Below are 25607 nucleotides of genomic sequence, written 5' to 3' on the forward strand. Positions count from 1 at the left end.
ACCGACGCGACGCGCGGCTTAGCTCGTCGCGCACCCGCGCGCGCGCAACGCAATATCGAAGGCGCGCCCGGCCGACATCAGCAGCAAGCGGACGCGTGCGATATCGCCCGCCTGCGCCGCCATTTCCAGCGACGCGCACAACGTCAAGGCAGGCTCGTCGCCCGCGAGCCGCGCCGAGCCCTTCAGCCGGTGCGCGAGATAGGCAACGCGCGCCACGTCGTCGAGATCGACGGCATCGAATGCCGCGCTCAGGTCCGCGCACACGCTTTCCCGCAGAATCGCCTGTAGATCGCCCGGCCCTTCGGCGAGCACATGCTTCCATCCGTCTGTCATCGACGTTCACCCGTCGCTAGTTCGTGAGGCCGTTTGTCTTCGCGTACTCGAGCAGATCGACGACGTTCTGCAATTCGAGCTTTTGCATCAGACGTACCTTGTACGTGCTGACTGTCTTGGGACTCAGATTCATCGACGCTGCGATATCGACATTGCTCTGACCGCGAATCAGCCGGTGCAGCACCGACGTTTCGCGCCGCGATAAGGCGGCGCCCGCTGGCTCGACCAGATCGGAGGAAAAGCAGGTGTAGCCGATCATGACCAGCCTCAAGCTGGCGATCAGTTCATCGGGATCACGAATCTTGCTGACGAAACCGTGCGCACCGACTCTGCGAACGTGAATAGCGTTGAGCCGCTCATCGACCGACGAGAAGACCAGCACTCGCAACTCGGGGCGCGCGTCGAGCAACCGTGCGATCAGATCGAGCCCGTCGCCATCGGGCAGGCGCAGGTCGACGATCGCGAGCGCAGGCTCCGTCGTGGCCGCAGACGCCAGCGCTTCCGCCACGGAACCTGCCTCGGCAACCAGATCGAAGTCGTTCGATTCATCGAGGACGTGTCGCAGCGCGCGCCGCATCACCGGATGATCGTCGACCACCAGCGTCCTAAAACGCTTGGGATTATTAGAGGTATCGATTGGATTCAAAGTAAGAATGTAGGACCTGTCTTACGATATAAAGTGAGCGGTCTCTATACTTAATCAGTAATCCATAGTTCACCGCTTTGATAGAATCGTACATGAATTTCCATGCAGCGATCTCTCAGAAGACAGCATGTTTTCGGTTCACGATGATAAGAAATGGGCCAAAGATGAAAAGAATTGTCATCGTTGATGACCACCCGATGATTCGCGGCGCAATCGCAAGTGTGTTTCGATCGGACCCGGAACTGCAGATCGTAGGAGAGTCCGGCGATGGCGAGGAAGGATTGAGAATGATCCTATCGCTGAATCCGGATCTGGTCGTGCTCGATCTTGACTTGCCCAGCCTCGATGGACTATCGATGCTCCGCCGCATCCGCGCGCAAGACGACGGCATGCACATACTCGTGCTGTCCGCGAAACCGGATCACGTGATGTCGCTGCACACGCAGCAAGCGGGCGCGAACGGCTACGTGAGCAAGGGCCGTGAACTGACGGAAATGTTGACGGCGGCACGCACGGTGCTGCTCGGTTTCGACTGCTTTCCCGCGCAAGCGCCGCATACGGGCAAAGCGGGCGGCCTCGATGTGCTGTCGCCGCGTGAGATGGAAGTGCTGCAGTATCTCGCGCGCGGCATCAGCAACAAGGAAATCGCGAGCCGCCTGTTCCTCAGCGACAAGACCGTCAGCACGTACAAGACGCGGCTGTGCGAAAAGCTGGGGCTGTCTTCGCTGGCCGCGTTGATCGAGTTTGCGACGCTGAACAAGCTGATCGATTGACGCGCCGGCATGAACCCGCGTCCGTCTGGCATCGCATCGTTGCTCGCCCGCACGTTTGGCTGGCGCGCGCCAATCGGGGCACTTGTGCTGTTCGGCTCGCTTGCCGCGTGGCACGAACCGCTTGCGGGCGGCACGGCGGCGGTGTTGCTTCTGCTGGCGCGCAGCGTGCGCGCCGCCATACGGGACGAAGAGGACCGGCGCGTACTGAAGCTCGATATCGAAGCTCTGGACGCGTCGCTGCGCGCGGCGCACCGTGACAACGCGGCGCACGCGGCGCAATCCGCCCGCTCGCTGGACGAAGCCACTCAGGCCGCGCGCGCGGCGGCACTCGAAGAACACCTCGCTACGTTGCGACTGGCGCGGCACCGGATCGTGCCGTGCGTACAGGCACTGTGCGAGCGTCTCGATCCTGATGCAGGCCTTGCGAACGTCGGAGCCGGTGCGCTTCGGTGCGCGGCCGAAACGCTCGCGCTCGTCGCGCAGGACTTGCTCGACGACATGCCTCCCGCCGATCGCGATATCGTCTTCGATGAAGACCCCGTCGATCTGCGCGAACTGATCGACGGGGTCGCGCTGCTCGTCGCGCCGGTCGCGGCACGCAAGCCATCGCGGCTGCAAGCGTGTATCGACCGATCGGTTGCGGCGTGCGTACTCGCCGACCGCGCGCGGCTCGGCCAGCTCGTGCACAACCTGCTTGCCTACGCAATCGAAACGGCAGGCGCGGGCGTCGTCACGCTCGCCGCACGCGCGGAGTCGCTGAACGCAGGCGCCCAGCGGATCGTGATCGGCATCAGCGGCGCGGCATCGGCGGCGAACGACACGCACGCGCGCGCGCATCAGGCGATGGAAGAACCTGCTGACGTGCGCGAGCACCCGGACCTCGTGCTAGCCCGCGTGATCGCGCGAAAAATGGGCGGCGACATCACGATCCTCGAAGGCAAGAGCGTTGGCGTCTGTGTCGCGCTGCATGCGCCGTTCACGATCGAGCGTCACGACTGGCCCGTGCCGGAGCACGAACGTCGCTTTGCCGTCGTCGACGTCGCTGCGTATGAAGATCGCGTGGCGATTTGCGAACTGCTGAAAAAGCTGGGCATCACGACGCTGCCGTCCGATGTGCCGCCGCCCGTGCGCATCGACTTTCGCTTTGCCGAAACCGGGCAGCCGCCGTCGCTGCATGGCGAGAAGCGCGCCATCGCCGTCACGCGCGACGCTTTGCCTGGCGGCATGCGCGAACGCGGCGGCGTGACCGGGTTGTCGGTCAATCCATTGTCGTGGACGGCGCTCAGACGCATCTGCGGCGAACGCGGCGACGCGCCTGCCGTGCGTCCCGAGCCTGTCCAGGCGCCCACCCGTCCGGCATCGGGACAACCCACGATCCTCGTCACCGACGACAACGAAGTCAATCGCAAAGTGCTCGCCCGGCAGCTCGACGTGCTCGGATATCGCTGCCTCGTCGCCAGCTCCGGCGACGAAGCACTCGATGTGCTGAGCCGCGAAACCGTCGATCTGCTCGTCACCGACCTGCAGATGCCCGGCATGAGCGGCATAGAACTCGCCCGTCACGTTCGCGCGTCGTCTGGCGGTTCGGAATATGCCGTGCCGATGATCCTGCTGTCGGCGAATGCCGACGCGAAAATGACCGACATGGAGCGCGCATTGTTCGGCGCGACGCTCGTCAAGACGGCTGGATTGAGCGCGCTCGACTCCGCCCTCAGACGTCTGCTTCCCGCCAGGTCAGAGCATCGCGCGGCGCGTCTCGAGCGGTACGACTTCACCGTGCTCGATTCGCTCGCCGCGCAAGGCGTGGACGTCGGCGGCCTGTTGCGCGACTGGCAGCAGTCGATGGAAAGCGACCTCACGCACCTGCTAGAGCGCCGCGCAGCGGGCGACGAGCAAGGCGTCCGCGGCATGCTGCATAAGCTCGCAGGCGCGCTCGGGGTGGTCGGCAATCGCGGCCTGATGAGCGCGCTGCAGCGGGCGAGCGACGCGCGGGAACCTGTCGACAGTGTGTTGTTCGACGGACTCGTCGCAAGGATGAGAACGCTGATGACGGAGCTCGATGATCACGGTTCGCGGCGAAGATTCGGACCGCGACACGGCACGCCCATGACGACAAAAAGCCCGCAGAACGCGGGCCCAAATACCGCGAGACACGATGGAGACGATCTGAGAACCGTGCGCGGTTAGCGCGGCTGGTCGATGTAGCCCCGGGGAAGGCTGCTCAGACACGCTATTGACCAGTATAGAGTGCAGATTCGTCGTGGCAGAAGAAAATGCCTGCTTCGGCGCTAGTAAGTATTAATTGCCGCAAAGCCGCCGATAGATACAGCGGCACACCTTGCGCCCGTCCGTCTGTCAGCCGAGCAGCGCGTCGAGCTTCTCGTTCAAGGCAGTGATGGCTTGCGTCACGCCCGACAGCAACGCGACGGCCGTCAGCGCGTCATGCTCCAGCGCGGCACGCTCCAATCGCAGCGCCAGCGCGGTTTCCCGCCTGCATTGCAACATTCGCAACGAACCCGCCAGACGATGCGCGGCGTGACCCAATTCGTTCCATGATTCGCTGCGACGAGCCGCCGACATGTAGAGAAGCGTTGCGCGGTTCGTTTCAATGAGCGCGCTCGTCACGTCGCGCGCAACAGTGCGATCGCCGAGGGCGAGCGCATCGATGCGTTGTTGCAGCACACGCATGTCCGCCGCGCCGCCGAACACGCGGCGCCAGCATGCCGCCGTCATTGCCGGGCGGCGGCGATACCGCAGCGCCGCGCGAAATCGACCAGATCGACGAGCGTTGCGACGCCCACCTTGGTCATCAACCGTGTCTTGTGACTGCTGACCGTCTTGTTGCTGATGAAAAGCGCGTCGCCGATCGTCTTGTTGGACATGCCTTTGGCGAGCATCTGCAGGATCACCAGTTCCTTGTCGGAAAGCAATTCGAGCTTGCGCTCCTCGACGACGCCCTGCGCCGCCGCGCCAATGCTCGCGGACGGCGCGACGGGAAATACGCTGTAGCCCGACATGACGGCCTCGACACTGCGCATGATCTCCTTCACGTCCTGCGCCTTGCTGACGAAGCCTTGCGCACCCGCGCGCATGGCGCGGGACACGAAAGTCGACGCATCGTGGCTCGACAGGATCAGTACGCGCATGGACGGATGTGCAGTTTTCAGACGTGAAAGTACATCGAGGCCATTTATGCGCGGAATATCCAGATCGAGAATGGTAAGGTCGGGCGCGAATTGACGCGCCATTTCCATTGCGGACTGGCCGTTGTCTGCTTCAAATACTTCCTGCGTACCGAGCAATTGCAGCAGATGCGTCTTGATAACCAGCCGAAACGCTGGGTGATCGTCCACTATTAATATAGAAGCCAACTGCCGTTCTCCAGTTTCTCTTTTGATTCACGTGCTGTCGCGCTGCTCATATGGCGTGCTTATTACCACACGCGTTTCTGCGGCGATTATTCTAAGTCATTATCGACGCCTTTATTCTGTGGAATATTCTGCATTCCATATCTTTCTCGCCGCTTTTTTTCGAGTTTATTTGTTATTCAATTTCCGATAGTGCCGGCGGCATAAAAGGGGATATCCAGCGGGCGAAAACCCGCTTCTGCTGGCTAAGTGTGCGACGAGGTCTCCGTGCGCCTGACTTGCAACCTTCGGCGCGGGGCAAGTTACCCCCAATCGAGGTAAACCCGGTTGAATTTAACTAACTCGTCAATTAAGCTAGCAACCCATGAACACCAAACGTCAACCGGCCAAACCGCGCGGTCGCCGGCCCGTGGTGGAGAACTTCGACGTGCGCGAGCATCTGCTCGATACCGCCACGCGCCTTTTCTCCGAACGCGGCATCTCGGCCACCACCGTCGCGCAGATCGCCGCCGCCGCGGAAGTCACGTCCGCACTCGTCCACTACTACTTCACGAATCGCGAGATGCTGCTCGACGCGATCGTCGAGGAGCGGCTCGCGCCGTCCGTCGGTTTTGTCTGGAGCGCCGCCGGAGAGGATTCGAGCGACGATCCGTTCGTGATGGTGGCCGAGTTCGTCAAGCGGCTGTTCGACGTGACGGGACGCATGCCGTGGCTGCCGCCGCTCTGGCTGCGCGAGGTCGTCAACGAAGGCGGGATGCTGCGCGAGCGCATGGTCACGCGCATTCCGTTCGACAACATCAAGCGGTTCGGCGCCCGTATCAAGAAAGCGCAACACGCAGGCGCAGTGAATCCGGAGCTCGATGCGCTGTTGATGTTCAACTCGCTCTTCGCGCTGGTAATGCTGCCGCAAGCGGCCGCCAGGATGTGGCAGAGCATTCGCGGCTTTCCGGCTATCGAACGTGAGACGTTGCAGCGGCACGTCACGGCCCTGCTGCTCGGCGGCATGAATCCGCCAGCGGGGCGCGCCGCGCGCAGGCCGGCTGCGAAAAAAACGGCCAACGCGACGCGCCGCCCATCCACGAGGTCCAGTTCATGAACCATTCACCTTCATCGGCGCGCGCCGTACGGATTGTTGCCGCGCTCCTTGCATGCGGCGTGCTCGGCGCGTGCTCGCATCGCGCCGACAATACGTGGCAAGGCTACGTCGAAGGCGAATTCGTGTATCTCGGCTCGTCGCAATCGGGCAAGCTGACGCAACTCGACGTCGCGCGCGGCGATCAGCTCACGGCGAATGCACCCGTTTTCGCGCTCGAATCCGTCGACGAAACGGCCGCGCTGCAACAGGCGCAACAACAGCTCGCCGCCGCCCGCGCGCAACTGGCGGACATCCAGACAGGCAAGCGCCCGCCGGAAATCGACGTGACGAGGGCGCAGCTCGCGCAGGCCGTGGCGAACGCGCGCAAGGCCGCGCTGCAATTGACGCGCGACGAAGCGCAGTATCGCGCGGGCGGCATTCCGAAGGGACAACTCGACGACACGCGCGCCGCCGCCGATGCCGCCAATGCGCAGGTGCGCGAGTTGACGCACGAAGTCCAGGTCGCGCGTCTGCCCGGCCGTTCGCAGCAACTGCTCGCGCAGACCGCGCAGGTCGAAGCAGCGCAGGCAGCCGTGGCGCAGGCGCAATGGAAGCTCGACCAGAAGCGCGTGAACGCGCCCGCCAGGGGCCGCGTCTACGACACGCTGTACCGCGTCGGCGAATGGGTGCAGGCGGGTAGCCCCGTCGTGCAGATGCTGCCGCCGCAAAACGTGAAGGTGCGCTTCTTCGTGCCCGAGACCGTGGTCGGCGCGCTCGCCCCCGGCCGCGCACTGACGGTCCATTGCGACGGCTGCGCGTCGGCTATCGAGGCGAAGATCACCTACGTGTCGAACTCGGCGGAATACACGCCACCCGTCATTTATAGCAACGAGAGCCGCGCGAAGCTCGTCTTCATGGTCGAAGCGCATCCTTCCGTCGGCGACGCGCCGCGCCTGCATCCCGGCCAGCCTGTTTCGGTGACCTTGCGATGAGCACGCAGAACGGCGGGCACAATCCGGCGCAAGGTTCGCTTGCCATCGACGTGCACAACCTCAACAAGCATTTCGGCGACAAGCACGTCGTCAACGACGTCACGCTGCAGGTCGCGCATGGCGAGATTTTCGGCTTTCTCGGCCCGAACGGCAGCGGCAAGACGACGTCGATCCGCCTGATGTGCGGCCTGCTCACGCCCGATTCCGGCAGCGGCACGTGCCTCGGCTACGACATCGTGCGTGACAGCGCGCAGATCAAGCGCAACGTCGGCTACATGACGCAGCGCTTCTCGTACTGGGAAGACATGACGATCCGCGAGAATCTCGATTTCGTCGCGCGCATCTATCAGATGCGCGACCGCAAGGAAAAGGTGGATCGCGCGCTCGAAACGCTCGGCTTGCAGACGCGCGCCGACCAGTTGACGGGCGCGCTGTCGGGCGGCTGGAAGCAGCGGCTCGCGCTTGCCGCGTGCATGCTGCACGAGCCGAAGCTGCTGCTGCTCGACGAGCCGACTGCGGGCGTCGATCCCACGGCGCGCCGCGACTTCTGGGAAGAGCTGCACCGGCTCGCCGCGCAAGGCATTTCGGTGCTGGTCAGCACGCACTACATGGACGAAGCGGAGCGCTGCCACAAGCTCGCGTACATCGCGTACGGCAAGCTGCTGGCGCAAGGCACCGCGCAACAGGTGATCGAGTCGCAGGCGCTCGCCACATGGTCCATTCACGGCGAGCGTCTGACGCAACTGTCCGAACAGTTGCGCAAGACGCCGGGCGTCGATCAAACCGTCGTATTCGGCTCCGCGCTGCACGCGAGCGGCCACGATCACCACGCGCTCGAAAAGGCGATCAGACAGGTCACGTCCGGCCTGCCCGTGCGAATCGAGCGGATCGAAACCGGCCTCGAGGACGTCTTCATCTACATGATGAGCGGCTCGGCCGACAACTACGGAAAGCCATCGTGAGTCGTCTATTCTCCGTGACGCGCTGGTGGGGCATCGTCCTCAAGGAGTTCATCCAGTTGCGGCGCGACCGCATCACGTTCGGCATGATCGTCGGTCTGCCGATTCTTCAGCTTGCGCTGTTCGGCTTCGCGATCAATACTGACCCGAAGCATCTGCGCACGGCCGTCGTCATCAGCGAGCAGAGCCAGTTCTCGCGCAGCTTCGTCGCGGCGATGAAGAACTCGGACTATTTTCATATCGTCGACACGCTGCCCGACGACAACGCGGCCCGCGAGGCGCTGGCGCGCGGCGACGTGACCTTCGTCGTGTCGATTCCCGTCGATTTTTCGCGGCGGCTCTTGCGCGGCGAACGGCCCGCGCTGCTGGTCGAAGCCGACGCCACCGATCCGACCGCGACGCAGGCACCGCTCGCCGCGCTGCCCGGCCTCGTGCAAGCGGTGGCGGACAAGGACATCACCGGGCCGCTCAAGCATCTGAACGGCGCGCCCGCCGCGTTCGAGGTGCAGATCCACAAGCTGTACAACCCCGAAGGCATCACCCAATACAACGTCGTGCCGGGCCTGATGGGCACGATCCTCACACTGACGATGGTCATGATGACGGGCCTCGCGATGACCCGCGAACGCGAGCGCGGCACGATGGAAAACCTGCTCGCCACCCCCGTGCTGCCGATCGAGGTGATCGCGGGCAAGCTGGTGCCGTATATCGCGATCGGGCTCGTGCAGTCGTCGATCATTCTGGCGGCGGCGCGCTATGTCTTCAATGTGCCGTTCGTCGGCAGTCTGATCGCGCTGTATGTCGCTGCGCTGCTCTTCATCGCGGCGAACCTGACGGTCGGCATCACGTTGTCGTCGATTGCGCAGAACCAGTTGCAGGCAATGCAGCTCACCATCTTCTACTTTCTGCCGAGCCTGCTGCTGTCGGGCTTCATGTTTCCGTTCGCGGGCATGCCCGTGTGGGCGCAATGGATCGGCAATCTGCTGCCGCTCACGTACTTCAACCGGCTCGTGCGCGGCATTCTGCTCAAGGGCAATGGCTGGGTCGAACTGTGGCCGTCGGTGTGGCCCGTCGCGATCTTCACCGCCGTCGTGTTAGCCATTGCCGTGCGCTTCTATCGGCGCACGCTGGATTAGGAGGCTCGACGATGAACCACTCCGTGCTGTTGTCCGCGCTCGCGCTGTGCGGCTGCGCCGTCGGCCCTGACTTTCACTCGCCCGCCGCACCCGATGCGCCGTCCTACACGCGGGAAGCGCTGCCCGCCGCGACGCAGGCCGCAGGCGTCACGCAAACGCTCGTCGCCGCAAGCGCCGCGCTGCCCGCATGGTGGACGCAGTTTCGCTCCGACGCGCTGAACCGTCTCGTCGACACGGCGCTGCAACACAGCCCGACACTCGACGAAGCACGCGCGAAACTCGTCGAGGCGCGCGAGAACTACATCGCGCAAGCCGGCGCGACCGAGTTTCCCGCCATCGATGCCAAGCTGTCCGGCACGCGGCAAAAGGTGAACCCCGCCGCGTTCGGCATTCCGAACGTGCCGAACCCGGGGCCGTTCACGCTGTTCAATGCGTCGGTGAGCGTGTCGTATGCGCTCGATGTTTTCGGCGGCAACCGGCGCGCGCTCGAAGCCTTGCTCGCGCAAACCGATTACCAGACCTACGAGCTCGATGCCGCGCGCCTGTCGCTGGCGGGCAATGTGGTGTCGACGGCGATCCGGCGCGCGTCGCTGCAACAGCAGCTCGCGCTGACACAGCAACTCGCGGACGCACAGGCGCATCAACTGACGATCGTCGAAGGACGCTACGCGGCGGGCGGCGTGGCGCAACTCGATGTGCGCACGCAGCGCACGCTCCTCGCGCAGACGCGCGCGCAAATTCCGCCGCTGACGACGCAACTCGCGCAAGCCGACCATCAGCTTGCAATTCTGCTCGGCGTCGCGCCGTCGCAAGCCGACTTCAACGACATCACGCTCGATGCACTGCATCTGCCCGACACCGTGCCCGTCACGCTGCCGTCGACACTCGCGCGCGAGCGGCCCGACATTCGCGCATCGGAGGCGCTGTTGCATCGGGCGAGCGCGAACGTCGGCGTCGCGACGGCGAACCTGTATCCGCAGTTCAGCGTGTCGGCGGGAATCGGCTCGGAGCGCACGCGCATCCAAGATGTCGTCAACAGCCTGAACGTCTGGAACCTCGGTCTGAATCTGACGCAGCCGATCTTTCACGGCGGCGAACTGCGCGCGAAGAAGCGCGCTGCGCAGGCTGCCTATGATGCGGCGTTCGCGTCGTATCGGCAGACGGTATTGCAGGCGCTTCAGCAAGTCGCCGATACGCTGCACGCATTGAATGATGACGCGCGCGAATTGCAGGCTCGCGATGACGCGGCGTCGGAAGCGCAAGCAAGCGTGACGATCGCGCAGGCGCAGTATGCGGCGGGCGGCGTCAGTCAGTTCAGCCTGATCGATACGCAGCGCCAGGCGTTGCAGACTGCGCTCGACAGGACGCGCGCGCAGGCCGATCGTCTCGCGGATACGGCGGCGCTATTTCAGGCGCTGGGTGGGATGACGCCGGGGACGTCGGCCGATCAGACAGCGAAGCGATAGTCGCGGAAACGAAAAACCCGGCCGTAGCCGGGTTGTTCGTTGCGCGTCGAAGCCGGGTCAAGCGCGCCTGAAAAGCCGGATGACGAACAGCAGGATCACAGCGCCGACGAACGCCGTGATTGTCGAGCCGATCCATCCGCTGCCAGGCGAGACATGCAGCACGCCCGACAGCCAGCCGCCGATAAACGCGCCCGCAATGCCGACGACGATATCGAGCAGCACCCCGTAGCCGCTGCCCGACACCAGCACGCTCGCAAGCCAACCCGCGATACAGCCGATGATCAGCCAGGCGATGATTCCGTGTTCCATAGTTTTCTCAGGTCTTCACTGTGAATTAAGAGGGCTGTAGTTTTAACGCAGTGGGCGACTTGAGTTGTCAAGGTTTGTCAAAGGTGGGAGCGGGCGAGTATCGAGACTATGGAGCGGCACGCTCACCATCCAGATACAGCACCATGTTCTCTTCGTCGAAGTAGCGGCCATTCACGCACATCGCGCGGCGTTCGGTGCCATAGCCCGTAAAGCCGCTCGTCACATAGAGCTGCCGCGCGCGATGGTTTTCGGTATTGACGCGAAGATGAACCTGCCGCAGCTGCATATTGCGCGCATGCGTCAACGCAGCCCCGAGCAACTCGCGCGCGACGCCCACATTCCGATACAGAGGATGAACGAACACACCCCACAGCATGCCCTTATGCCGCAACTGCGCGTATGGTTCCTGTTTGAGACCGGCGATTCCAATCAGCATGTGCTGATCAAACACGCCAAACACGATCTGTTCAGGCGTCGGCCGTATTTGTGCGGCAACGATGTCGAGCGGGCGTGCGCGCTCCTCGTCGAGAGTCGGCCAGATTGCAGACGGGGAATCGTCGATGGCCTTGAGCCGCAGTTTCGCAAACGCAGCGGCGTCGTTTTCGTTCAAAGGCCGAAGTGTTAGAGCCTCGCAAAGCATTGCTTCATGTTTCCAGAAAGTTTCCAGAAAGCGAGCTATACAGGAACTTTCAGGTTAACTAATGAAGCCGTGACAATTTATGACAGATGCGCGCAATAAAACGTCATCGCGCGAACGGTCACAGGGCAGATAAACGTGTGACCGCAACGAGATAGCGCAAACAAACCCGCCTACGCCGCCACCGCCCGCGCCGCATTCCTTCCACGCAGCCATTCGAGCGCGAGCAGCAGGCAAGTCGAGAACACGATAAGAATCGTCGCCAGCGCGGCAATGGTCGGGCTGATGTTCTCGCGAATGCCCGTGAACATCTGCCGGGGCAAAGTGGTCTGATCGGCGCCCGCGAGAAACAGCGTGACGACCACTTCGTCGAACGACGTCGCGAATGCGAACAGCGCACCCGAGATCACGCCCGGCGCGATCACCGGCAGCGTGATGCTGAAAAACGTCTTCACAGGGTTCGCGCCGAGCGACAGGCTCGCTCGCACGAGGTTGTAATTGAAGCCCTGCAACGTAGCCGCCACCGTCGTCACGACGAACGGCACGCCCAGCGACGCATGCGCCATGATCAGGCCGATATACGTGTTGGCCAGTCCGAGCGGCGCAAAAAACAGATACATGCCGACACCGACCACGACGACGGGCACGATCATCGGCGAGATCAGGATCGCCATTAGCAGCGCTTTGCCCTTGAAGTTCGCCTTCGTCAAACCGATCGCCGCGAGCGTGCCGAGCACCGTCGCCAGCACGGTCGCCGACGGTGCGACGATAAAGCTGTTCTTCGCAGCCATCCGCCATTCGTCGGAGGCAATCAGGTTCTGATACCAGCGCAACGACCAGCCGGGAATCGGATAAACGAGAAACGTGCTCGACGAAAACGACAGCGGCACGATCGCGAGCACGGGCAGGATCAGATACAGCAGCGTCAGCACGGCAAGTCCGCGCAGCGTGAAGTACCACACGCGCTCGATCATCGACGTGTGCGGCGCGAACATGGGTTTGGCAAATTTCATCGCGTCGCTCCTCAACCGAGGCTCACGTTCGAACGCGTGAAGCGTCCGTAGATCACATACAGCACGAGCGTCGCCGCGAGCAGCAGCCCGCCGAGCGCGCACGTCATGCCCCAGTTGATCGTCACGTTGGTGAAGTACGCGACGTAGTAGCTGACCATCTGGTCGTTCGGTCCGCCGAGCAGCGCCGGCGTGATGTAGTAACCGATCGCAAGAATGAATACGAGCAGCGCGCCCGCGCCGATGCCCGGATAAGTCTGCGGCACATACACGCGCCAGAACGCCGCGAACGGATGCGAGCCGAGCGAAACGGCCGCGCGCTGGTAGGTCGGCGGAATCGACTTCATCACGCTGTAAAGCGGCAGGATCATGAACGGCAGCAGAATGTGCGTCATCGAGATATACACGCCGACGCGATTGAACAGCAAAGCCAGCGGATCGTGTATCAGCCCCGAGCCGATCAGCGCCTTGTTGACGAGACCTTCGCTCTGCAAAATCACGATCCACGCGGCGACGCGTACGAGGACCGACGTCCAGAACGGAATCAGCACGAGGATCATCACGAGATTCGCGCGCCGTTCGTTCAACGTCGAAATCCAGTATGCGAGCGGATAGCCGAGCAGCAGCGCAAAGACCGTTACCGCGAAACCGATCACGAACGTGCGGCTGAACACGGCGAGATAGATCTGCTGCTCGGGATCGGTCGGAATGATGTGGCCGAATGCATCCTGCTTGTGATCGAGCGAGGCGAGCAGATAAAAAGGCGAAACCGTGCTGCCGTTCTTCGCGATCGCCTGCCAGTACTTCGCATCGCCCCAACGTTCGTCGATTTCGAGAATCTTTGCCTTCACCTGGGCGGGCGGCAGCGCGTGACCCGCATCGTCGTTGAGCGGCATTGCGCGCGCCGTCTTCGCGACGAGCGAGCGATAGCCGGGAATCTCCGTATTCAGGCGCCGTGCAAGCGCGCCCATGGCTTCGCCGTCGGCGACGGCGGTGAGATCCGTGGCGAGCGCGGCGTACGCGGCGTCTGTCGGCGCCGACTTGCGATCCCAGTCGCGCAGGGCCGTGACCGTATGCGGCAGCGCCGTCGCGATCTCCGGGTTCTGCACCGCGCGCGTCAACAGCGCGCCGATCGGCACGACGAAAATCATCAGCAGAAACAGCGCGAGCGGCGCAATCAGCAGCAGCGCCATCGCGCGCTTCTTCGCTTCGGCGGCCTTCAGCTCGCGCTTGAGTTTGTTGGTCGACTCGGGGGCCGGGTCGGCGGCGATCGTGATCGTCGTCACGGGTTTCTCCTGCGTCAATGCAGCCTTGCTACAGCGATGCGGCTTCCCGGTGCGGAAACCGCATCGCATTCACCTCACACTTACTTCGACGCCCACGACGAGAAGCGTTGCTCCAGCTCGTCGCCGTGATCGGTCCAGAACGTCAGGTTCTGCAGCACTGCGTTCTTGCCGTTGGCGGGGGAGTTCGGCAGGTTGGCGAGCGTCTTCGCATCGAGCGACTTGATCGCCGATTCATTCACCGGGCCGTACGCGATGTGCTTCGCGTATTCCTGCTGCGGCTTCGACGAGATCGTGTACGCGATGTACTTCTCGGCCAGCGCCTTGTTCGGCGTGCCCTTCGGCATTGCCCAGTAGTCGAGGTCGTAGATGCTGCCGTTCCACACGACCTTCAGGTTCTTGCCTTCCTTCTGCGCGGCATCGATACGGCCGTTATACGCCGTCGACATCACCACGTCGCCCGCGACGAGGAATTGCGGCGGCTGTGCGCCCGCTTCCCACCACTGGATATTCGGCTTCAGCTCGTCGAGTTTCTTGAACGCGCGGTCCTGGCCTTCCTTCGTGCCGAGCACCTTGTAGACGTCCTTCGGCGCGACGCCGTCGGCCATCAGCGCGAATTCCAGGTTGTAGCGCGCGCCCTTGCGCATGCCGCGCTTGCCCGGGAATTTCTTCGTGTCCCAGAAGTCGGCCCAGCTGGCGGGCGCCGTCTTGAGCTTGTCGGCGTTGTATGCCATCGCCGTCGACCACACGAAAATACCGACGCCGCACGTTTGCGGCGCTTCGGGAATCAGATCCGACTTCTTGCCGAGCTTCGACCAGTCGAGCTTTTCGTACAGGCCTTCGTCGCAGCCTCGGCCGAGGTCGCCCGATTCGACTTCGACGACATCCCAGTTCACATGCTTCGCTTCGACCATCGCCTTCACTTTGGCCTGCTCGCCGTTGTATTCGACAGCCGTCACTTTCGAGCCGCTTTGCGCCTCGAACGGCTGGTTGAATGCGGCCTTCTGCGCGTCGCCATTCGCGCCGCCGAAGTTCACGACCGTCAGTTCCGCCGCGTTCGCCTGAGCAACGGCGCTGAGCGCGAGGACGACAGCGCCGACAGCCACGGCACAGCGCGATTGCACGATCTTCTTCATGATGGTTCCTCTTTGGTGTGATGAACTGCTTACGACGTGGACGTTGTTGTGTTTCTGCTCACGCGAACACGCGCAGATGCTCCGGCGCGAATTCGAGTGCGACGGGCGCGCCCGGCGCGAAGCCTTCGAGTGCTTCCGTGCCGAGCGGCACCTTCACGAAGCACTCGTCCTGTTGCGGCAAACCACAGCGCATGCGCACGTGATCGCCGAAATAGATGAGCCCGCGCGCTTCGCCCGCCACCGCATTCGCGCCGGGCCGCGCGCCGCCTGCCGCGCCCGCCGCGAGCTTCATCCGCTCCGGCCGGATGCACGCGACGCCTTGCGCGCCCGCTTGCGCCCCACCGATATTCCGCCCGACCAGGCGCGTGCCGTCGATCAGGTGAAACTCGCAGTAGTCGCCGTCGACATTCGCGATCGTGCCGCGCAGCCGGTTGCTGTCGCCGATGAAGTTCGCGACGAACTCGTTGCACGGCGCCTCGTAGAGGCTGTCGACGGTATCGAGCTGCTGCACGATGCCCTTGTCGAATACCGCCACGCGGTCTGACATGGTCAGCGCTTCGCCCTGATCGTGCGTCACGTAGACGAAGGTGACGCCGAGCTTTTCGTGCAGCGATTTGAGTTCGTATTGCATGTGCTCGCGCAACTGCTTGTCGAGCGCGCCAAGCGGCTCGTCCATCAGCACGAGCTTGGGTTCGAACACGAGCGCGCGCGCCAGCGCGATGCGCTGCTGCTGGCCGCCCGACAGTTGCGCCGGGTAGCGCTTCGCAAAGCCTTCCATGCGCACCATCTTCAGCGCGTTGTTGACCTTGTGCGCGCGTTCGTCGGCGGGGAGCTTGCGCACCGTCAGCGGATACGCGACGTTCTGCTCGACCGTGAGATGCGGAAACAGCGCGTAGTTCTGAAACACCATGCCGATGTTGCGCTTGTGCGGCGGCACGTTGTTGAGCAGTTGTCCATCGAGCCAGATCTCGCCGCCCGTCGGAAATTCGAAGCCTGCGAGCATCATCAGGCAAGTCGTCTTGCCGGAGCCGGAAGGCCCGAGCAGCGTGAGGAATTCGCCTTGATAGATGTCGAGATCGAGTTGCTTGACGACCAGCGTTTCGCCGTCATACGTCTTGCGCACACCCCGAAAGCTGACGATTACGTCTTCGGTTTTCATCGCGTGGGTCTCCATGCTTTGAATGCATCTCTAGGGGTTTCTACGCACATTTGGTTCCACCCGTTTCGAAGATTTGCATCGATTGCGTGATCCACTATAGCCCGTTACGGTTCTACAATAGGGAACCATTTCATAATTCCGGATAGAACCACTTGGATACGGTGATCCTGTCGGACTGGCTCGCCGCGCGGCTCGACCGGACGGCTGGCGAACCCGTCTATCGACAAGTACTCGGGCTGATGCAGCAGGCCATTCTGACGGGCCAGTTGCTGCCCGGCGCCAAGCTGCCCAGTTCGCGCACGCTCGCGTCGGACCTCGGCATTGCGCGCAACACGGTGCTGCACGTCTACGACCAGCTCACGGCGGAAGGCTATGTGCTATCGACCACGGGCAGCGGCACCTATGTCGCCGACACGCGGCCGGATACGGCCGCCGTCAACGCACGCAAGGCGCCACCCGCCGCGAGTGGCCCTATCGGCGCGATCGGCGGCGCTGGGCCAGGCGCGAATGTCGCGCCGCCCGCCGTGCCCGCGCGCGGCAGCCTGTCGACGCGCGGCGCGCGTCTGATTCGCCAGGCGGGCGTATCGGCGCGGCAGTGGGGCGCGTTCATGCCCGGCGTGCCGGATGTCGCGGAGTTTCCGGCGCGCACATGGAGCCGCCTGCAGGCCAAGCTCTGGAAGGAAGCGAATCCCGATCTGCTGACGTACGCGCCGGGCGGCGGCTATCGACCGCTGCGGCGTGCGCTCTCGGACTATCTGCGCGTCGCGCGTTCGGTGAAGTGCACGCCGGATCAGATCATCATCACAACGGGCATTCATCAGTCGATCGACCTCGCCGTGCGGCTGCTCACGGACGTCGGCGACCGCGCTTGGGTCGAGGAACCCTGCTATTGGGGCGCGCGCAGCGTGCTGCAGTCGTCGGGGCTGACGCTCGCGCCCGTGCCCGTCGATGAAGAAGGCCTCAATCCGCGCGAATCCGACTTGCAGGCGCCGCCGCGCATCGCGCTCGTCACGCCGTCGCATCAGTATCCGCTCGGCATGGTGATGAGCCTCGCGCGCCGCCGCACGCTGCTCGAATACGCGCGCCAACATGGCGTGTGGATCATCGAGGACGACTACGACAGCGAGTTCCGCTACGGCAGCCGGCCGCTCGCATCGCTGCAAGGGCTCGACGATGCGGGCCAGGTGATCTATGTGGGCAGTCTCGGAAAGATGCTGTTTCCGGGTTTGCGGATCGGCTACATGATCGCGCCGGAACATCTCGTCGACACGTTTCGTACGGGCGTGGCCGAGTTGTATCGCGAAGGACAACTGATGCAGCAGGCCGTGCTGACCGAGTTCATCATGGACGGCTATCTGACCTCGCACGTGCGGCGCATGCGGGCGTTGTACGGCGAGCGCCGCCAGATTCTGATCGACGCGATCACCGCGCGTTTCGGCGACGCGCTGCCCGTGATGGGCGACGAAGCGGGCCTGCATCTGGTGCTCGGCCTGCCCGATCATGCAAACGACCGCGAAGTGACGGCCGCCTCGTACGACGCGGGCGTGATCGTGCGGCCGCTCGCCGCGTACTACAACAGCGAGACGCCGGCGCGGCGCGGCCTGCTGCTCGGCTACGCATGCGTGCCGAACGAGCGCATCGGGCCGGCGTTCGATACGCTTGCGAACGTGATCGAAAGGACTGCGTTGAAGACGACGGCCGCGCCTACGCGGGCGGCTTAGCGCCACACTTCGCGCGGCGCGTCGAAGGCGTTGCTAGCCGTTCGTCGTCAGATGCATCGGGCGATGCGCGATGCGCTCCGCTTCGGGCTTCTCCACCCGCTCGATCGACACCTTCGCCACGCCCGCGCGATGCATGCCGAGCGCCGACGCGGCGAGATACGACAGATCGATCACGCGACCGCGCGCGTAGGGTCCACGGTCGTTGATGCGCACTACCACCGACTTCGAACTCGCCAGCGACGTCACGCGCACATACGATCCAAGCGGCAGCGTCCGGTGCGCGGCCGTCATCGCGTACATGTCGTAGTGCTCGCCGTTTGCCGTGCGACGACCGTGAAAGCCCCGGCCGTACCACGACGCGAGCCCCAGTTGCGTGAAGCGCGACGTGTGCCCTTTCACGCTCGCCGCATGCACCAGATGCGCAGCATGCGCGGCGCGGTTGGGACCGCGGTCGGCACTGCGGTTTGCACTGCGGTCGGCCAGATTTGCGCGGCCTTTTGGATCGACATGCGCGTCGTGCTCCGGGTCGTGAAGCGACTCCGTTCGTGCGCCATGCTGCGCGTTTTTCGCCTTGGGACGCGACTTCGGATCGAGCGGCTTATGCTTCCCGGCAGCCGCCGATGCCGACGCGGGCAGCGCGCTCGCCAGCAGAAAGAGCGAAACGGACGCGCCGAGGCGTCGTAGCAGCGGGTTCTTTTTCAAGTGATGGCTCGTCTTCGACATGGCATCGGGCGATACGCTTCGGCAGCCGTCACGCGGAACCCGAACCGGTCCGCGGGACGGCGCACGACGCGCGCCGCCGCGCGACCGGGTCAGCCCGGAAGTTTCGGCAGGTAGTTTTGCGGATCGACTGCCTTCGTGCCGTCGCGCAGTTCGAAGATCAGATACGGATGGGGATCGTTGGGCGCGCCCATTTCGGCGATCGGCTGGCCTTGCCTGACCGTGTCGCCTTCCTTGACGAGCAGCTTCGCGTTGTTACCGTAGGCGCTGATGAAACGTTTGTCGTGCTTGACGATGACGAGCAGCCCGTACGCCTTGATCTCGGAGCCCGCGTAGATCACGCGGCCGGTGCTCGCTGCCCGGATCGTCTCGCCGGCTGTGCCGTTGATGTGGATCGCCTTCGACTGGCCGTCTCCGGCGTTCGACGTCACTTGCCCCGAGGCGGGCCAGATGAAGCGCGCCTGCTGCGAGGATGCGGCAGACGGCGCGACGTTACCGGTGGCGGCCGGGGATTGCGGCACGCCCGTTTGCGCGGGCCCGGACACGGCAGCAGCATCAGGCGCCACACGGAGCACCTGGCCGACGCTCACCGGGTAGGCGTCCGGGAGGCGGTTCCAGCGGGCAAGCTGGGCGGGATCACGCCCGAACGCAGCCGCGACGCTCGCCAGCGTATCGCCTGGATTCACGCGATAGAAGCCCGCCGCGACAGGCGCGGGCGGCTCGATCGAGGGCGGGCGCGCATCAGGCGAACTGGTGAAGAGGTCGCCCCACGGCATGCTTGCACAACCGGCGAGCGCCAACGCGACGCTCGCGATCAATAGCCGTTGCGTCAGTTCGCGGCACAGTTTGAAGAGGTTCATCGGAATACGATCGAAAGGATGGCATCGGATGTGCAAACGGGCTGCATATCGCAGCCCGCTCGCACAAGAGTTGGCATCCTAAACGAACGTCGCCGCAATACGTTGACCCCGCGTGCGATCGCTCAGTCATCCTTGACGATTGTTAACGCGCCCGCCCGCAAAAGCGGCAAACTCGTGAAGAACCGTCAGCGCATTATTTCAGGCCGAAATCCACCCGCGTCGTCGCGCCCTTGTCGTCGATACCCGAAGCATCGAGCTTCGGCGCCACGATGAAAACGCGGCTGTTGTCGATCTTGCCTTCGAAGTACTGCTGCACCACCTGCGCGCGGCGCTGCGCGAGATCGCGCAAGCTGGCGTCCGTGACGGGCGCATGCTCGGCGAGCGCGGCCTTCATCTCGTCGTCGGGCAGTGTCTTCGTCAGGCCGACGATGTTGCGCGGCTTCTTGAAGTCCGAATCCTTGTAGGCCTTAGTCAGATACTTGTCGTATTCCTTGTCGTCGACCTTGATCGTCATCGGGTCGACGCTTTCGCCGTTGCCCACCACGTCCTTGAGCTTCTGCTGACGCACGAGCCGGTCGACATAGGCGGTGCGCAGCGCCGGCTGATCGACGGCGGGATCGACGCGGCCGATGATGTCGAGGCGGATCGACGGCTTGTCGGTTAGCGCCTTCACGATCATGTCGAGCTTCTTCTGCGACGTGTCGGACAGCGTCGCGGAACCCGCATCGAACTCGACGTAGCCGAGTTCCTCGCCGCTGCCGCCGAACGCATGCGCGAGCAGCGAGAACGGTGCCGTGACCGCCTTCTGCAGCAGATTCAGCACGGCGCGCCAGATCAGCCCGCCCACGCTGAATTCCGGATTCGCCAGCGAGCCCGACACGGGAATGTCCACGTCGATTTCGCCGCGCGAGTTCTTCAGCAGCGAAATGGCGAGCTTCACGGGCAGCTTCGTCGCGGTGTCGTTGTCGACGTGATCGCCGAACGTCAGCTGGTCGATGAAGATGTGGTTGTTCGCCGTCAACTGGTCGTTCGCCAGCTGATAGTGCAGATCGACGTTCAGTTTGCCCTTCGTGATCGGATAGCCCGCGTACTTCGCCGAGTACGGCGTCAGGTTGGTCAGCTCGATGCCGTGCGCCGTGGCCGTCAGATCGAGCGCGGGCTTGGCGATCAGCGGATTCACCGAGCCACGGATCGTGATCGGGCCGTTGGCGGCGAGCTTGGCGGACACGTCGACGGGCGCCGACTGCCTGGACTCCGTGCCGAATGCGCCGACCGTGCCCTGGATCGCGATCAGGTTGGCCGTGTAGTTCGGCTTGATGAAGTTGTCGGTGTAGGTGACGCGGCCGTTCTGCAGCACGAGCTGGCCGAAATGCAGACGCACCGGGCTTTGCGGCGGCGTGGCCGCCGTCACCGACGTGTTCGCGCCGGACGCGGCGGAAGCCGGCACGGCCGCCTGCGCTTCGGAAGCGGCGGACGTGCCGAGCGGGATCGGCTCCTTGCCCTTGGCGCTCTGGTCGCGCGTGAGCGACTGCGGCGCGCCCGTTTCGTGCGCGACCACGTCCTTCAGGTTCAGCTTGCCTTGTGCGTCGAGCAGCACGCGCCCATAGAAGTTCGCGAACGTGACCTTGGCGGCATCGACGTCCGTGCCGTGCTCGTCGTAATTCGCCTTGATGCCCGTCAGCGCCAGCGAGCGCCAGCCGGCAAACGGGTCCGAGGTCGCCTTGTCGAGCATGCGAACGTCGACGAGCGCCGCGTCGCCGCGATACGTCGCACGCAGGCCCTTCGCCTTGTCGCCCTGCGCGAGCGTTACATCGCCGCTCGCGTTCAGCAGCGCGCTCGCAATGGTCGCATTCAGCTGGCTGCCGAAGTACGGCTCGAACGCCGCCGCGTCCAGCCGGTTAGCGTCGATCTTCATCGCGAGCTTGAGCGGCGTCGCCGTCACGTCGCCCTTCACGCCGAGCGTGCCCTTGCCGTTGACGGTGGCCTGCAGTTCGACGGGCAGCGCGCGGCTCAGGTCGTCGCTGATCTTCTGCACTTTAAGTTGCAGGGGCTTCACGGCGAGTTTGACGGGGCGCGCGGTCGTGTTGTCGGTGAAGGTCGCCGCGCCGTCCTTCAGGTTCAGTTCGCCGATGCTGTAATGCCACGCCGGCCCTTCTTGCGTCGCCTTCTTCGCCGCGTGGATCACGGTGCGCTCGCTCGCCTGCTGCTGCGGCGGGCCAGCGAGCGCGGCCAGATCGATCGTGCCGTCCTTCAGACGCTGCGCGTCGACGGACAGGCCCGTCACGTCGACCGTGCCGAGTTCCGCCTTGCGCGCGGCGAGGTCGACGCGCTTGATGCCCGCCTTGCCGTCCGCGATCGAAATGACCGGCTGCTTCGCGTTCCCGGTCGCCAGCTTCAGCGATTGCAGATCGACCTGGCTTTCGCCGATCTGCAGGTCGACGGGCTCCTTCGTCCAGTTGGCCGTCACGCTGGACTGCACGCTCAGCGTGCCGTCTAGCACCTTGGCCGCCGTCACGGTGTCGAGATAAGGCTGCAATACGGGCAGTTGCGCCGACTTCAGGTCGATCTTCGCGTCGGCCGTCTTCGCGGCGAGCGACAGGTTACCCGACACGGCAATCGCGCTTTGCGGCTGGTTCTTGACGTTGGTCTTGAGCGTGTAGCGCGCGGGGGTCTTGCCGAGCGTCGAGAAATCCGCCAGCCCGACCGCGAGATTGTTCAGCCCTGCCGATACGGGCCGCGACGCCGCGGCGTCCTGGACTTCGACGGTGCCGTTCGACAGCTCGAATTGCTTGATCTGCAGATCGAGCGGCGGCGCGGCCTTGGCTGCTTCAGCCGCGGCGCCGGACGCGGGCGCGGGCGCGCTGGCCACGGTAGCGGGCGCGCTGGCCGCCGCAGCGGGTGCGCTGGGCGCGGGAGCGAACGTACGCTGCACGCTCAGCACGCCGCTCTTGTCGCGCGCCAGATGCACGGTCGGCGCGTCGAGGCGAATGTCGTCGAAACGATAGACGTTCTTCAGCGGCTCAAGCGTCTGGGCGGCCACATGCAGTGAGCGCGCGGCGAAGAACGGCGCCTTGTGCTCGTCGAGCACGTCGATGTCGGCGAGATCGGTGGTGCCCGTGATGCGCAGCGTGGGTGCGTCGCCCGTCATCACGAAGCTCACTTTCAGGTCGCTCGACAGCTTGCCCGCCTGCACCGTGACGGGCAGCTTTGCGGGCGAATATGACAGCAGCTTCGGCACGTCGAGCCCGTCGAAGCGCAGCGACACTTCCGATTCGCGCGACGCCGCGAACGGCTTGGTGCGCCCGTCGATGGCGAGCGGACTGCCGTCGATACGCGCGCGCAGCAGCGGCTCGACGAAGATGTCGGTTTTCGACGGCAGCGTGGCGATGAACGGAATGCCGAGGCGCCATTCATCGACGATATGCGTGACGCCGAGCAGCCGGTCGTCGAACGTGATCTTGCCGTTTTCGATGCGGATATTGGAGATCGAGAACTGCGCCGGCTTGCTGTCGGGTTTGGACGGCTGCTTCGAGAACTTCTCGATCAGGTCGCTGAAGTTGAAGCGCTGCGCATCGTAGCGAACGATTGTGAAGCGCGGCGAATCCAGATGCACTTCATCGACAATGGGCGCGAGCCGGAAAATCGAACTCCAGGAAGTCCTTACGACCAGCCGTTCGATATCGACGAAATCGCCCTTGCCGCCCCGGTCGCCGATATGCACGCGGTCAGCTTCGAAATTGAGTGTGTAGGGGTTGAGCGCGATGCGGCCGATGCTGGCCGGCCGGTCCAGTTGCTCGCTCAACTGCTGTTCGGCGATATGCCGGATCAGCGGCGGCGCGGCGAAAAAGCCGAGCAGTCCGAACAGGACCAGCACGACGAATACGACGAGAACGATGCGTCTTGCTCGCCGGCCTTGTGCGACTTCGCGGACGGTCTGAAAGGATGAGGCGAGTGATGCTTTGGTCGGGCTTGCCATGCTTGGTCGCGGGTAGGGCGGCGCAGAACGTGCCGCGATGACGAATATCCAGCTTGGCCGAAGTATACGTCGTGTACTTCGGCCAAACCATCAAATGTCATGAGAATGACGACCGTTGCAGGCAAATAAACGTTAGAAAGTGTAAGTGGCCCGAGTTGAGTGCGCGGTCGTGTCCAGCCGTCATGCGGCGGACACGTGCTGCGCTTATTGACGCACGACGGCGGGCGGCTGCCAGGTGCCGTCGCTGGCTTCGGGCTTTGGCGCGTAGAGGCGCAGCACGAGCTGGAAATCGCCGCGCGGCGCGGGCAGCCAGTTGGACGCCTTGCGCGGTTTCGCCGACGACACCGTCACGTCGATCGAGCCGTCGCGGTTGCGCCGCACGCCCGCCTTGTCGCCGACGGATGCGCGTGCCGGCGAGCTGTCGCCGAGCGCGCCGTCCTTCGTGTACGCGGTGATCGACCAGAAGCCGCGCACGGGCGGCACCTGATTCGGCTCGAAGTGCACCACGTAGCGGTTGGCGCCGTTCAACGCGTGGCCGTCGCTGTCGAGCGCGACGTTGCCGCGCACTTCGTCGTCCTTCGTGCCGATGCCCGGCTGCGCGTACGACGCATACGCGCGCAGCGCGTAGTCGGGACCGTAGTTGCCGACGCCGTCGCCGAACCAGCTCCAGCCGTTGGCCGTCAGCATGTTGGTGGGCGGCGTCGCGACGCGCGCGCGGCCGTCTGCGAGACCGCCGGCGATCGCGTCGCTGGCCGACCGGGGCAGTTCGACGGCTTCGTCGGGCTTCACGCCGAGGTCGGCGAGAAACTTCAGCGCGTGCGGGTCGGCGGGAGACGGCGGGTTGTCGGGCAGCAGCCGCGCGACGCGGTCGAAATAGCCTTTCGCGTCGAGCGCGGCGACCTGCTCGGCGGGCGTGCCGGAGACGCTTGCGTCTGGGGGCATGGTGCGCGGCGCGACGGACGCCGCCGAGGCATCGCCCGTATAGACGGACAGCGGCACCACGCGAATGCCGCGCTGCAACTTGCGCACGGCCGTCAGGTCGCGCGCGCCGTTCGACTGGATGCGCACATCGAGCCAGACATTGCGCGTGGGCGCGTCGATACGCTTCACGCCCTTGGGCAGATCGCCCTTCCAGTCGGGCTTTGCGAAGGCCACGGTCTGCGCCTTGATGCCCGACACGCGTGAAGCGCCCTGCTGTTCTGCCGACCACAGCACGTTGGTCCACATATCGAGCGCACGCGCATCCATATAGCGGCCCGCCGACGTTGGCAGCGACACGATTACGGGTTCGTCGCCGACGTCGAGCCACGCGGTCGAATCGAGGGTATCGATGCCGGGCGTGGGCGGATTATGCGCGCCGACGGGCGGCAGCGCGGACGCGTGACGCAGCGTATTGACGGGTGCCTGACCGGGACCCGTGCCGACGGCGGCGTCGCGCGCTGCGCCCATCAGCACGAGCGGATAGGCAAACACATAGGAGTCGGCGACCTCGTCCTTGATCCAGCCCGTGGGTTTGGGCGTCACGATGGGAGTGGACGCGCAACCGGTGAGAAAAGCGATGCCCGCGAGCGCCGTGCAGGCGAGTTGAAACGAAAACGTTTCTCGGCGATTTTTTATCATTCGATGAACCGCGGTCCTGGATGTCACATGCCTGAGCCAGGACGAGCCCGGTCCGCCGCCGAGCCCCCGCCCGCGCTGGACTTGCCGAATTGTCCTGACATTCCTTTTCTGACAACGCGTTTTAACTTATCCGCGTCGCGGGGGCAAGTTAATGTGAGTGTTCGTCGCGGTTTTGAGGTGCTGTCTTCGGGTTGGGTGTTGTTTGTTGGTTTTTTTGTGTTTTTGTTTGATTGTTTTGTGGTGGGGGCGTGAGAGGCGCGGGCTACGCCGGTCGGGGTTTTTTGCTTTTGCGCTGGCATTCGTGATTTGCCTTTTCGCTGGGATGCGTGAATTGCCTTTTCGCGGGCATCCGCGATTTGCTTTTGCTTTCGCGGGCATCCGCGATTCGTTAGCTCGCTTCACGCGTCGCCCCTGTGCGGGGCGGCACC

General features: G+C 64.1%; 22 protein-coding genes. 8 read left to right on the plus strand and 14 right to left on the minus strand.

The features are described 5' to 3' along the window. Positions 1-18: 18 nt before the first annotated feature. Positions 19-333: an Hpt domain-containing protein gene (locus KFO72_RS19625; protein ID WP_054933418.1), complete on the minus strand. Its 315-nt coding sequence runs from the start codon at positions 331-333 to the stop codon at positions 19-21. Positions 334-349: 16 nt separating this feature from the next. Beyond that, complete coding sequence (locus KFO72_RS19630; RefSeq protein ID WP_225032800.1) at positions 350-931, minus strand: response regulator; 582 nt, start codon at positions 929-931, stop codon at positions 350-352. Positions 932-1143: 212 nt separating this feature from the next. Between KFO72_RS19630 and KFO72_RS19635 the strand changes: the two genes are divergently transcribed. Further along, a complete protein-coding gene (locus tag KFO72_RS19635; protein ID WP_054933416.1) occupies positions 1144-1752 on the plus strand; it encodes a response regulator transcription factor in 609 nt (202 codons plus the stop codon). A gap of 9 nt (positions 1753-1761) precedes the next feature. Further along, a complete protein-coding gene (locus KFO72_RS19640) occupies positions 1762-3939 on the plus strand; it encodes a hybrid sensor histidine kinase/response regulator (protein WP_225032801.1) in 2178 nt (725 codons plus the stop codon). Between the two features lie 168 nt (positions 3940-4107). On the opposite strand, the gene KFO72_RS19645 is transcribed toward KFO72_RS19640, so the two are convergent. Further along, positions 4108-4485 (minus strand): Hpt domain-containing protein, encoded by a 378-nt coding sequence (locus KFO72_RS19645; RefSeq protein ID WP_060604944.1) that lies wholly within the window; start codon positions 4483-4485, stop codon positions 4108-4110. After that, a complete protein-coding gene (locus tag KFO72_RS19650; RefSeq protein WP_054933414.1) occupies positions 4482-5123 on the minus strand; it encodes a response regulator transcription factor in 642 nt (213 codons plus the stop codon). The genes KFO72_RS19645 and KFO72_RS19650 overlap by 4 nt, the downstream gene beginning before the upstream one ends. Positions 5124-5484: 361 nt before the next feature. On the opposite strand from KFO72_RS19650, the gene KFO72_RS19655 reads away from it, so the two are divergent. From KFO72_RS19655 to KFO72_RS19675, 5 genes are read left to right on the plus strand one after another with little or no spacing between them, the layout of a single operon-like run. Continuing rightward, positions 5485-6216 (plus strand): TetR/AcrR family transcriptional regulator, encoded by a 732-nt coding sequence (locus KFO72_RS19655; protein WP_225032802.1) that lies wholly within the window; start codon positions 5485-5487, stop codon positions 6214-6216. Next, entirely contained in the window at positions 6213-7187 is a 975-nt protein-coding gene (locus KFO72_RS19660; RefSeq protein ID WP_225032803.1) for an HlyD family secretion protein, read from the plus strand. Before KFO72_RS19655 ends, KFO72_RS19660 begins: the two co-directional genes overlap by 4 nt. After that, complete coding sequence (locus KFO72_RS19665; RefSeq protein ID WP_062917217.1) at positions 7184-8149, plus strand: ABC transporter ATP-binding protein; 966 nt, start codon at positions 7184-7186, stop codon at positions 8147-8149. The genes KFO72_RS19660 and KFO72_RS19665 overlap by 4 nt, the downstream gene beginning before the upstream one ends. After that, positions 8146-9282: an ABC transporter permease gene (locus KFO72_RS19670; RefSeq protein WP_060604932.1), complete on the plus strand. Its 1137-nt coding sequence runs from the start codon at positions 8146-8148 to the stop codon at positions 9280-9282. Before KFO72_RS19665 ends, KFO72_RS19670 begins: the two co-directional genes overlap by 4 nt. Before the next feature lie 11 nt (positions 9283-9293). Continuing rightward, on the plus strand, positions 9294-10748 hold the full coding sequence (locus KFO72_RS19675; protein ID WP_225032804.1) for an efflux transporter outer membrane subunit: 1455 nt from the start codon (positions 9294-9296) through the stop codon (positions 10746-10748). A gap of 57 nt (positions 10749-10805) precedes the next feature. On the opposite strand, the gene KFO72_RS19680 is transcribed toward KFO72_RS19675, so the two are convergent. The 6 genes from KFO72_RS19680 to KFO72_RS19705 form a co-directional block, all read right to left on the minus strand. Further along, positions 10806-11057, minus strand: a complete 252-nt coding sequence (locus KFO72_RS19680) for a GlsB/YeaQ/YmgE family stress response membrane protein (protein ID WP_060604927.1) — start codon at positions 11055-11057, stop codon at positions 10806-10808. 106 nt (positions 11058-11163) lie between these two features. Continuing rightward, positions 11164-11697: a GNAT family N-acetyltransferase gene (locus KFO72_RS19685; RefSeq protein ID WP_225032805.1), complete on the minus strand. Its 534-nt coding sequence runs from the start codon at positions 11695-11697 to the stop codon at positions 11164-11166. A 170-nt stretch (positions 11698-11867) separates the two neighbouring features. Next, positions 11868-12707 (minus strand): ABC transporter permease, encoded by an 840-nt coding sequence (locus tag KFO72_RS19690; protein WP_035999235.1) that lies wholly within the window; start codon positions 12705-12707, stop codon positions 11868-11870. Between the two features lie 11 nt (positions 12708-12718). Then, the gene (locus tag KFO72_RS19695; protein WP_225032806.1) at positions 12719-13990 is read right to left on the minus strand and encodes an ABC transporter permease; all 1272 of its coding nucleotides are present in this window, start codon (positions 13988-13990) and stop codon (positions 12719-12721) included. A gap of 80 nt (positions 13991-14070) precedes the next feature. Continuing rightward, positions 14071-15123, minus strand: a complete 1053-nt coding sequence (locus tag KFO72_RS19700; protein ID WP_035999232.1) for an ABC transporter substrate-binding protein — start codon at positions 15121-15123, stop codon at positions 14071-14073. A gap of 58 nt (positions 15124-15181) precedes the next feature. Further along, positions 15182-16282, minus strand: a complete 1101-nt coding sequence (locus tag KFO72_RS19705; protein ID WP_062917473.1) for an ABC transporter ATP-binding protein — start codon at positions 16280-16282, stop codon at positions 15182-15184. A gap of 152 nt (positions 16283-16434) precedes the next feature. Here KFO72_RS19705 and KFO72_RS19710 point away from each other — a divergent pair, with 152 nt between their 5' ends. After that, positions 16435-18003, plus strand: a complete 1569-nt coding sequence (locus KFO72_RS19710) for a PLP-dependent aminotransferase family protein (RefSeq protein ID WP_054933404.1) — start codon at positions 16435-16437, stop codon at positions 18001-18003. A 33-nt stretch (positions 18004-18036) separates the two neighbouring features. Here the strand turns inward: KFO72_RS19710 and KFO72_RS19715 are convergent, their stop codons facing one another. The 4 genes from KFO72_RS19715 to KFO72_RS19730 all read right to left on the minus strand — a co-directional run bounded on the left by KFO72_RS19715 (position 18037) and on the right by KFO72_RS19730 (position 25179). After that, positions 18037-18705: a septal ring lytic transglycosylase RlpA family protein gene (locus tag KFO72_RS19715; protein ID WP_225032807.1), complete on the minus strand. Its 669-nt coding sequence runs from the start codon at positions 18703-18705 to the stop codon at positions 18037-18039. 110 nt (positions 18706-18815) lie between these two features. Further along, positions 18816-19583 (minus strand): peptidoglycan DD-metalloendopeptidase family protein, encoded by a 768-nt coding sequence (locus KFO72_RS19720; protein ID WP_225032808.1) that lies wholly within the window; start codon positions 19581-19583, stop codon positions 18816-18818. Between the two features lie 193 nt (positions 19584-19776). Then, on the minus strand, positions 19777-23559 hold the full coding sequence (locus KFO72_RS19725; RefSeq protein ID WP_225032809.1) for a DUF748 domain-containing protein: 3783 nt from the start codon (positions 23557-23559) through the stop codon (positions 19777-19779). A gap of 204 nt (positions 23560-23763) precedes the next feature. Next, positions 23764-25179: a DUF1254 domain-containing protein gene (locus KFO72_RS19730; RefSeq protein ID WP_060604909.1), complete on the minus strand. Its 1416-nt coding sequence runs from the start codon at positions 25177-25179 to the stop codon at positions 23764-23766. Positions 25180-25607 lie beyond the last annotated feature (428 nt).

It is taken from the genome of Paraburkholderia sp. XV, assembly GCF_020177535.1.
Taxonomy (GTDB): domain Bacteria; phylum Pseudomonadota; class Gammaproteobacteria; order Burkholderiales; family Burkholderiaceae; genus Paraburkholderia; species Paraburkholderia caribensis.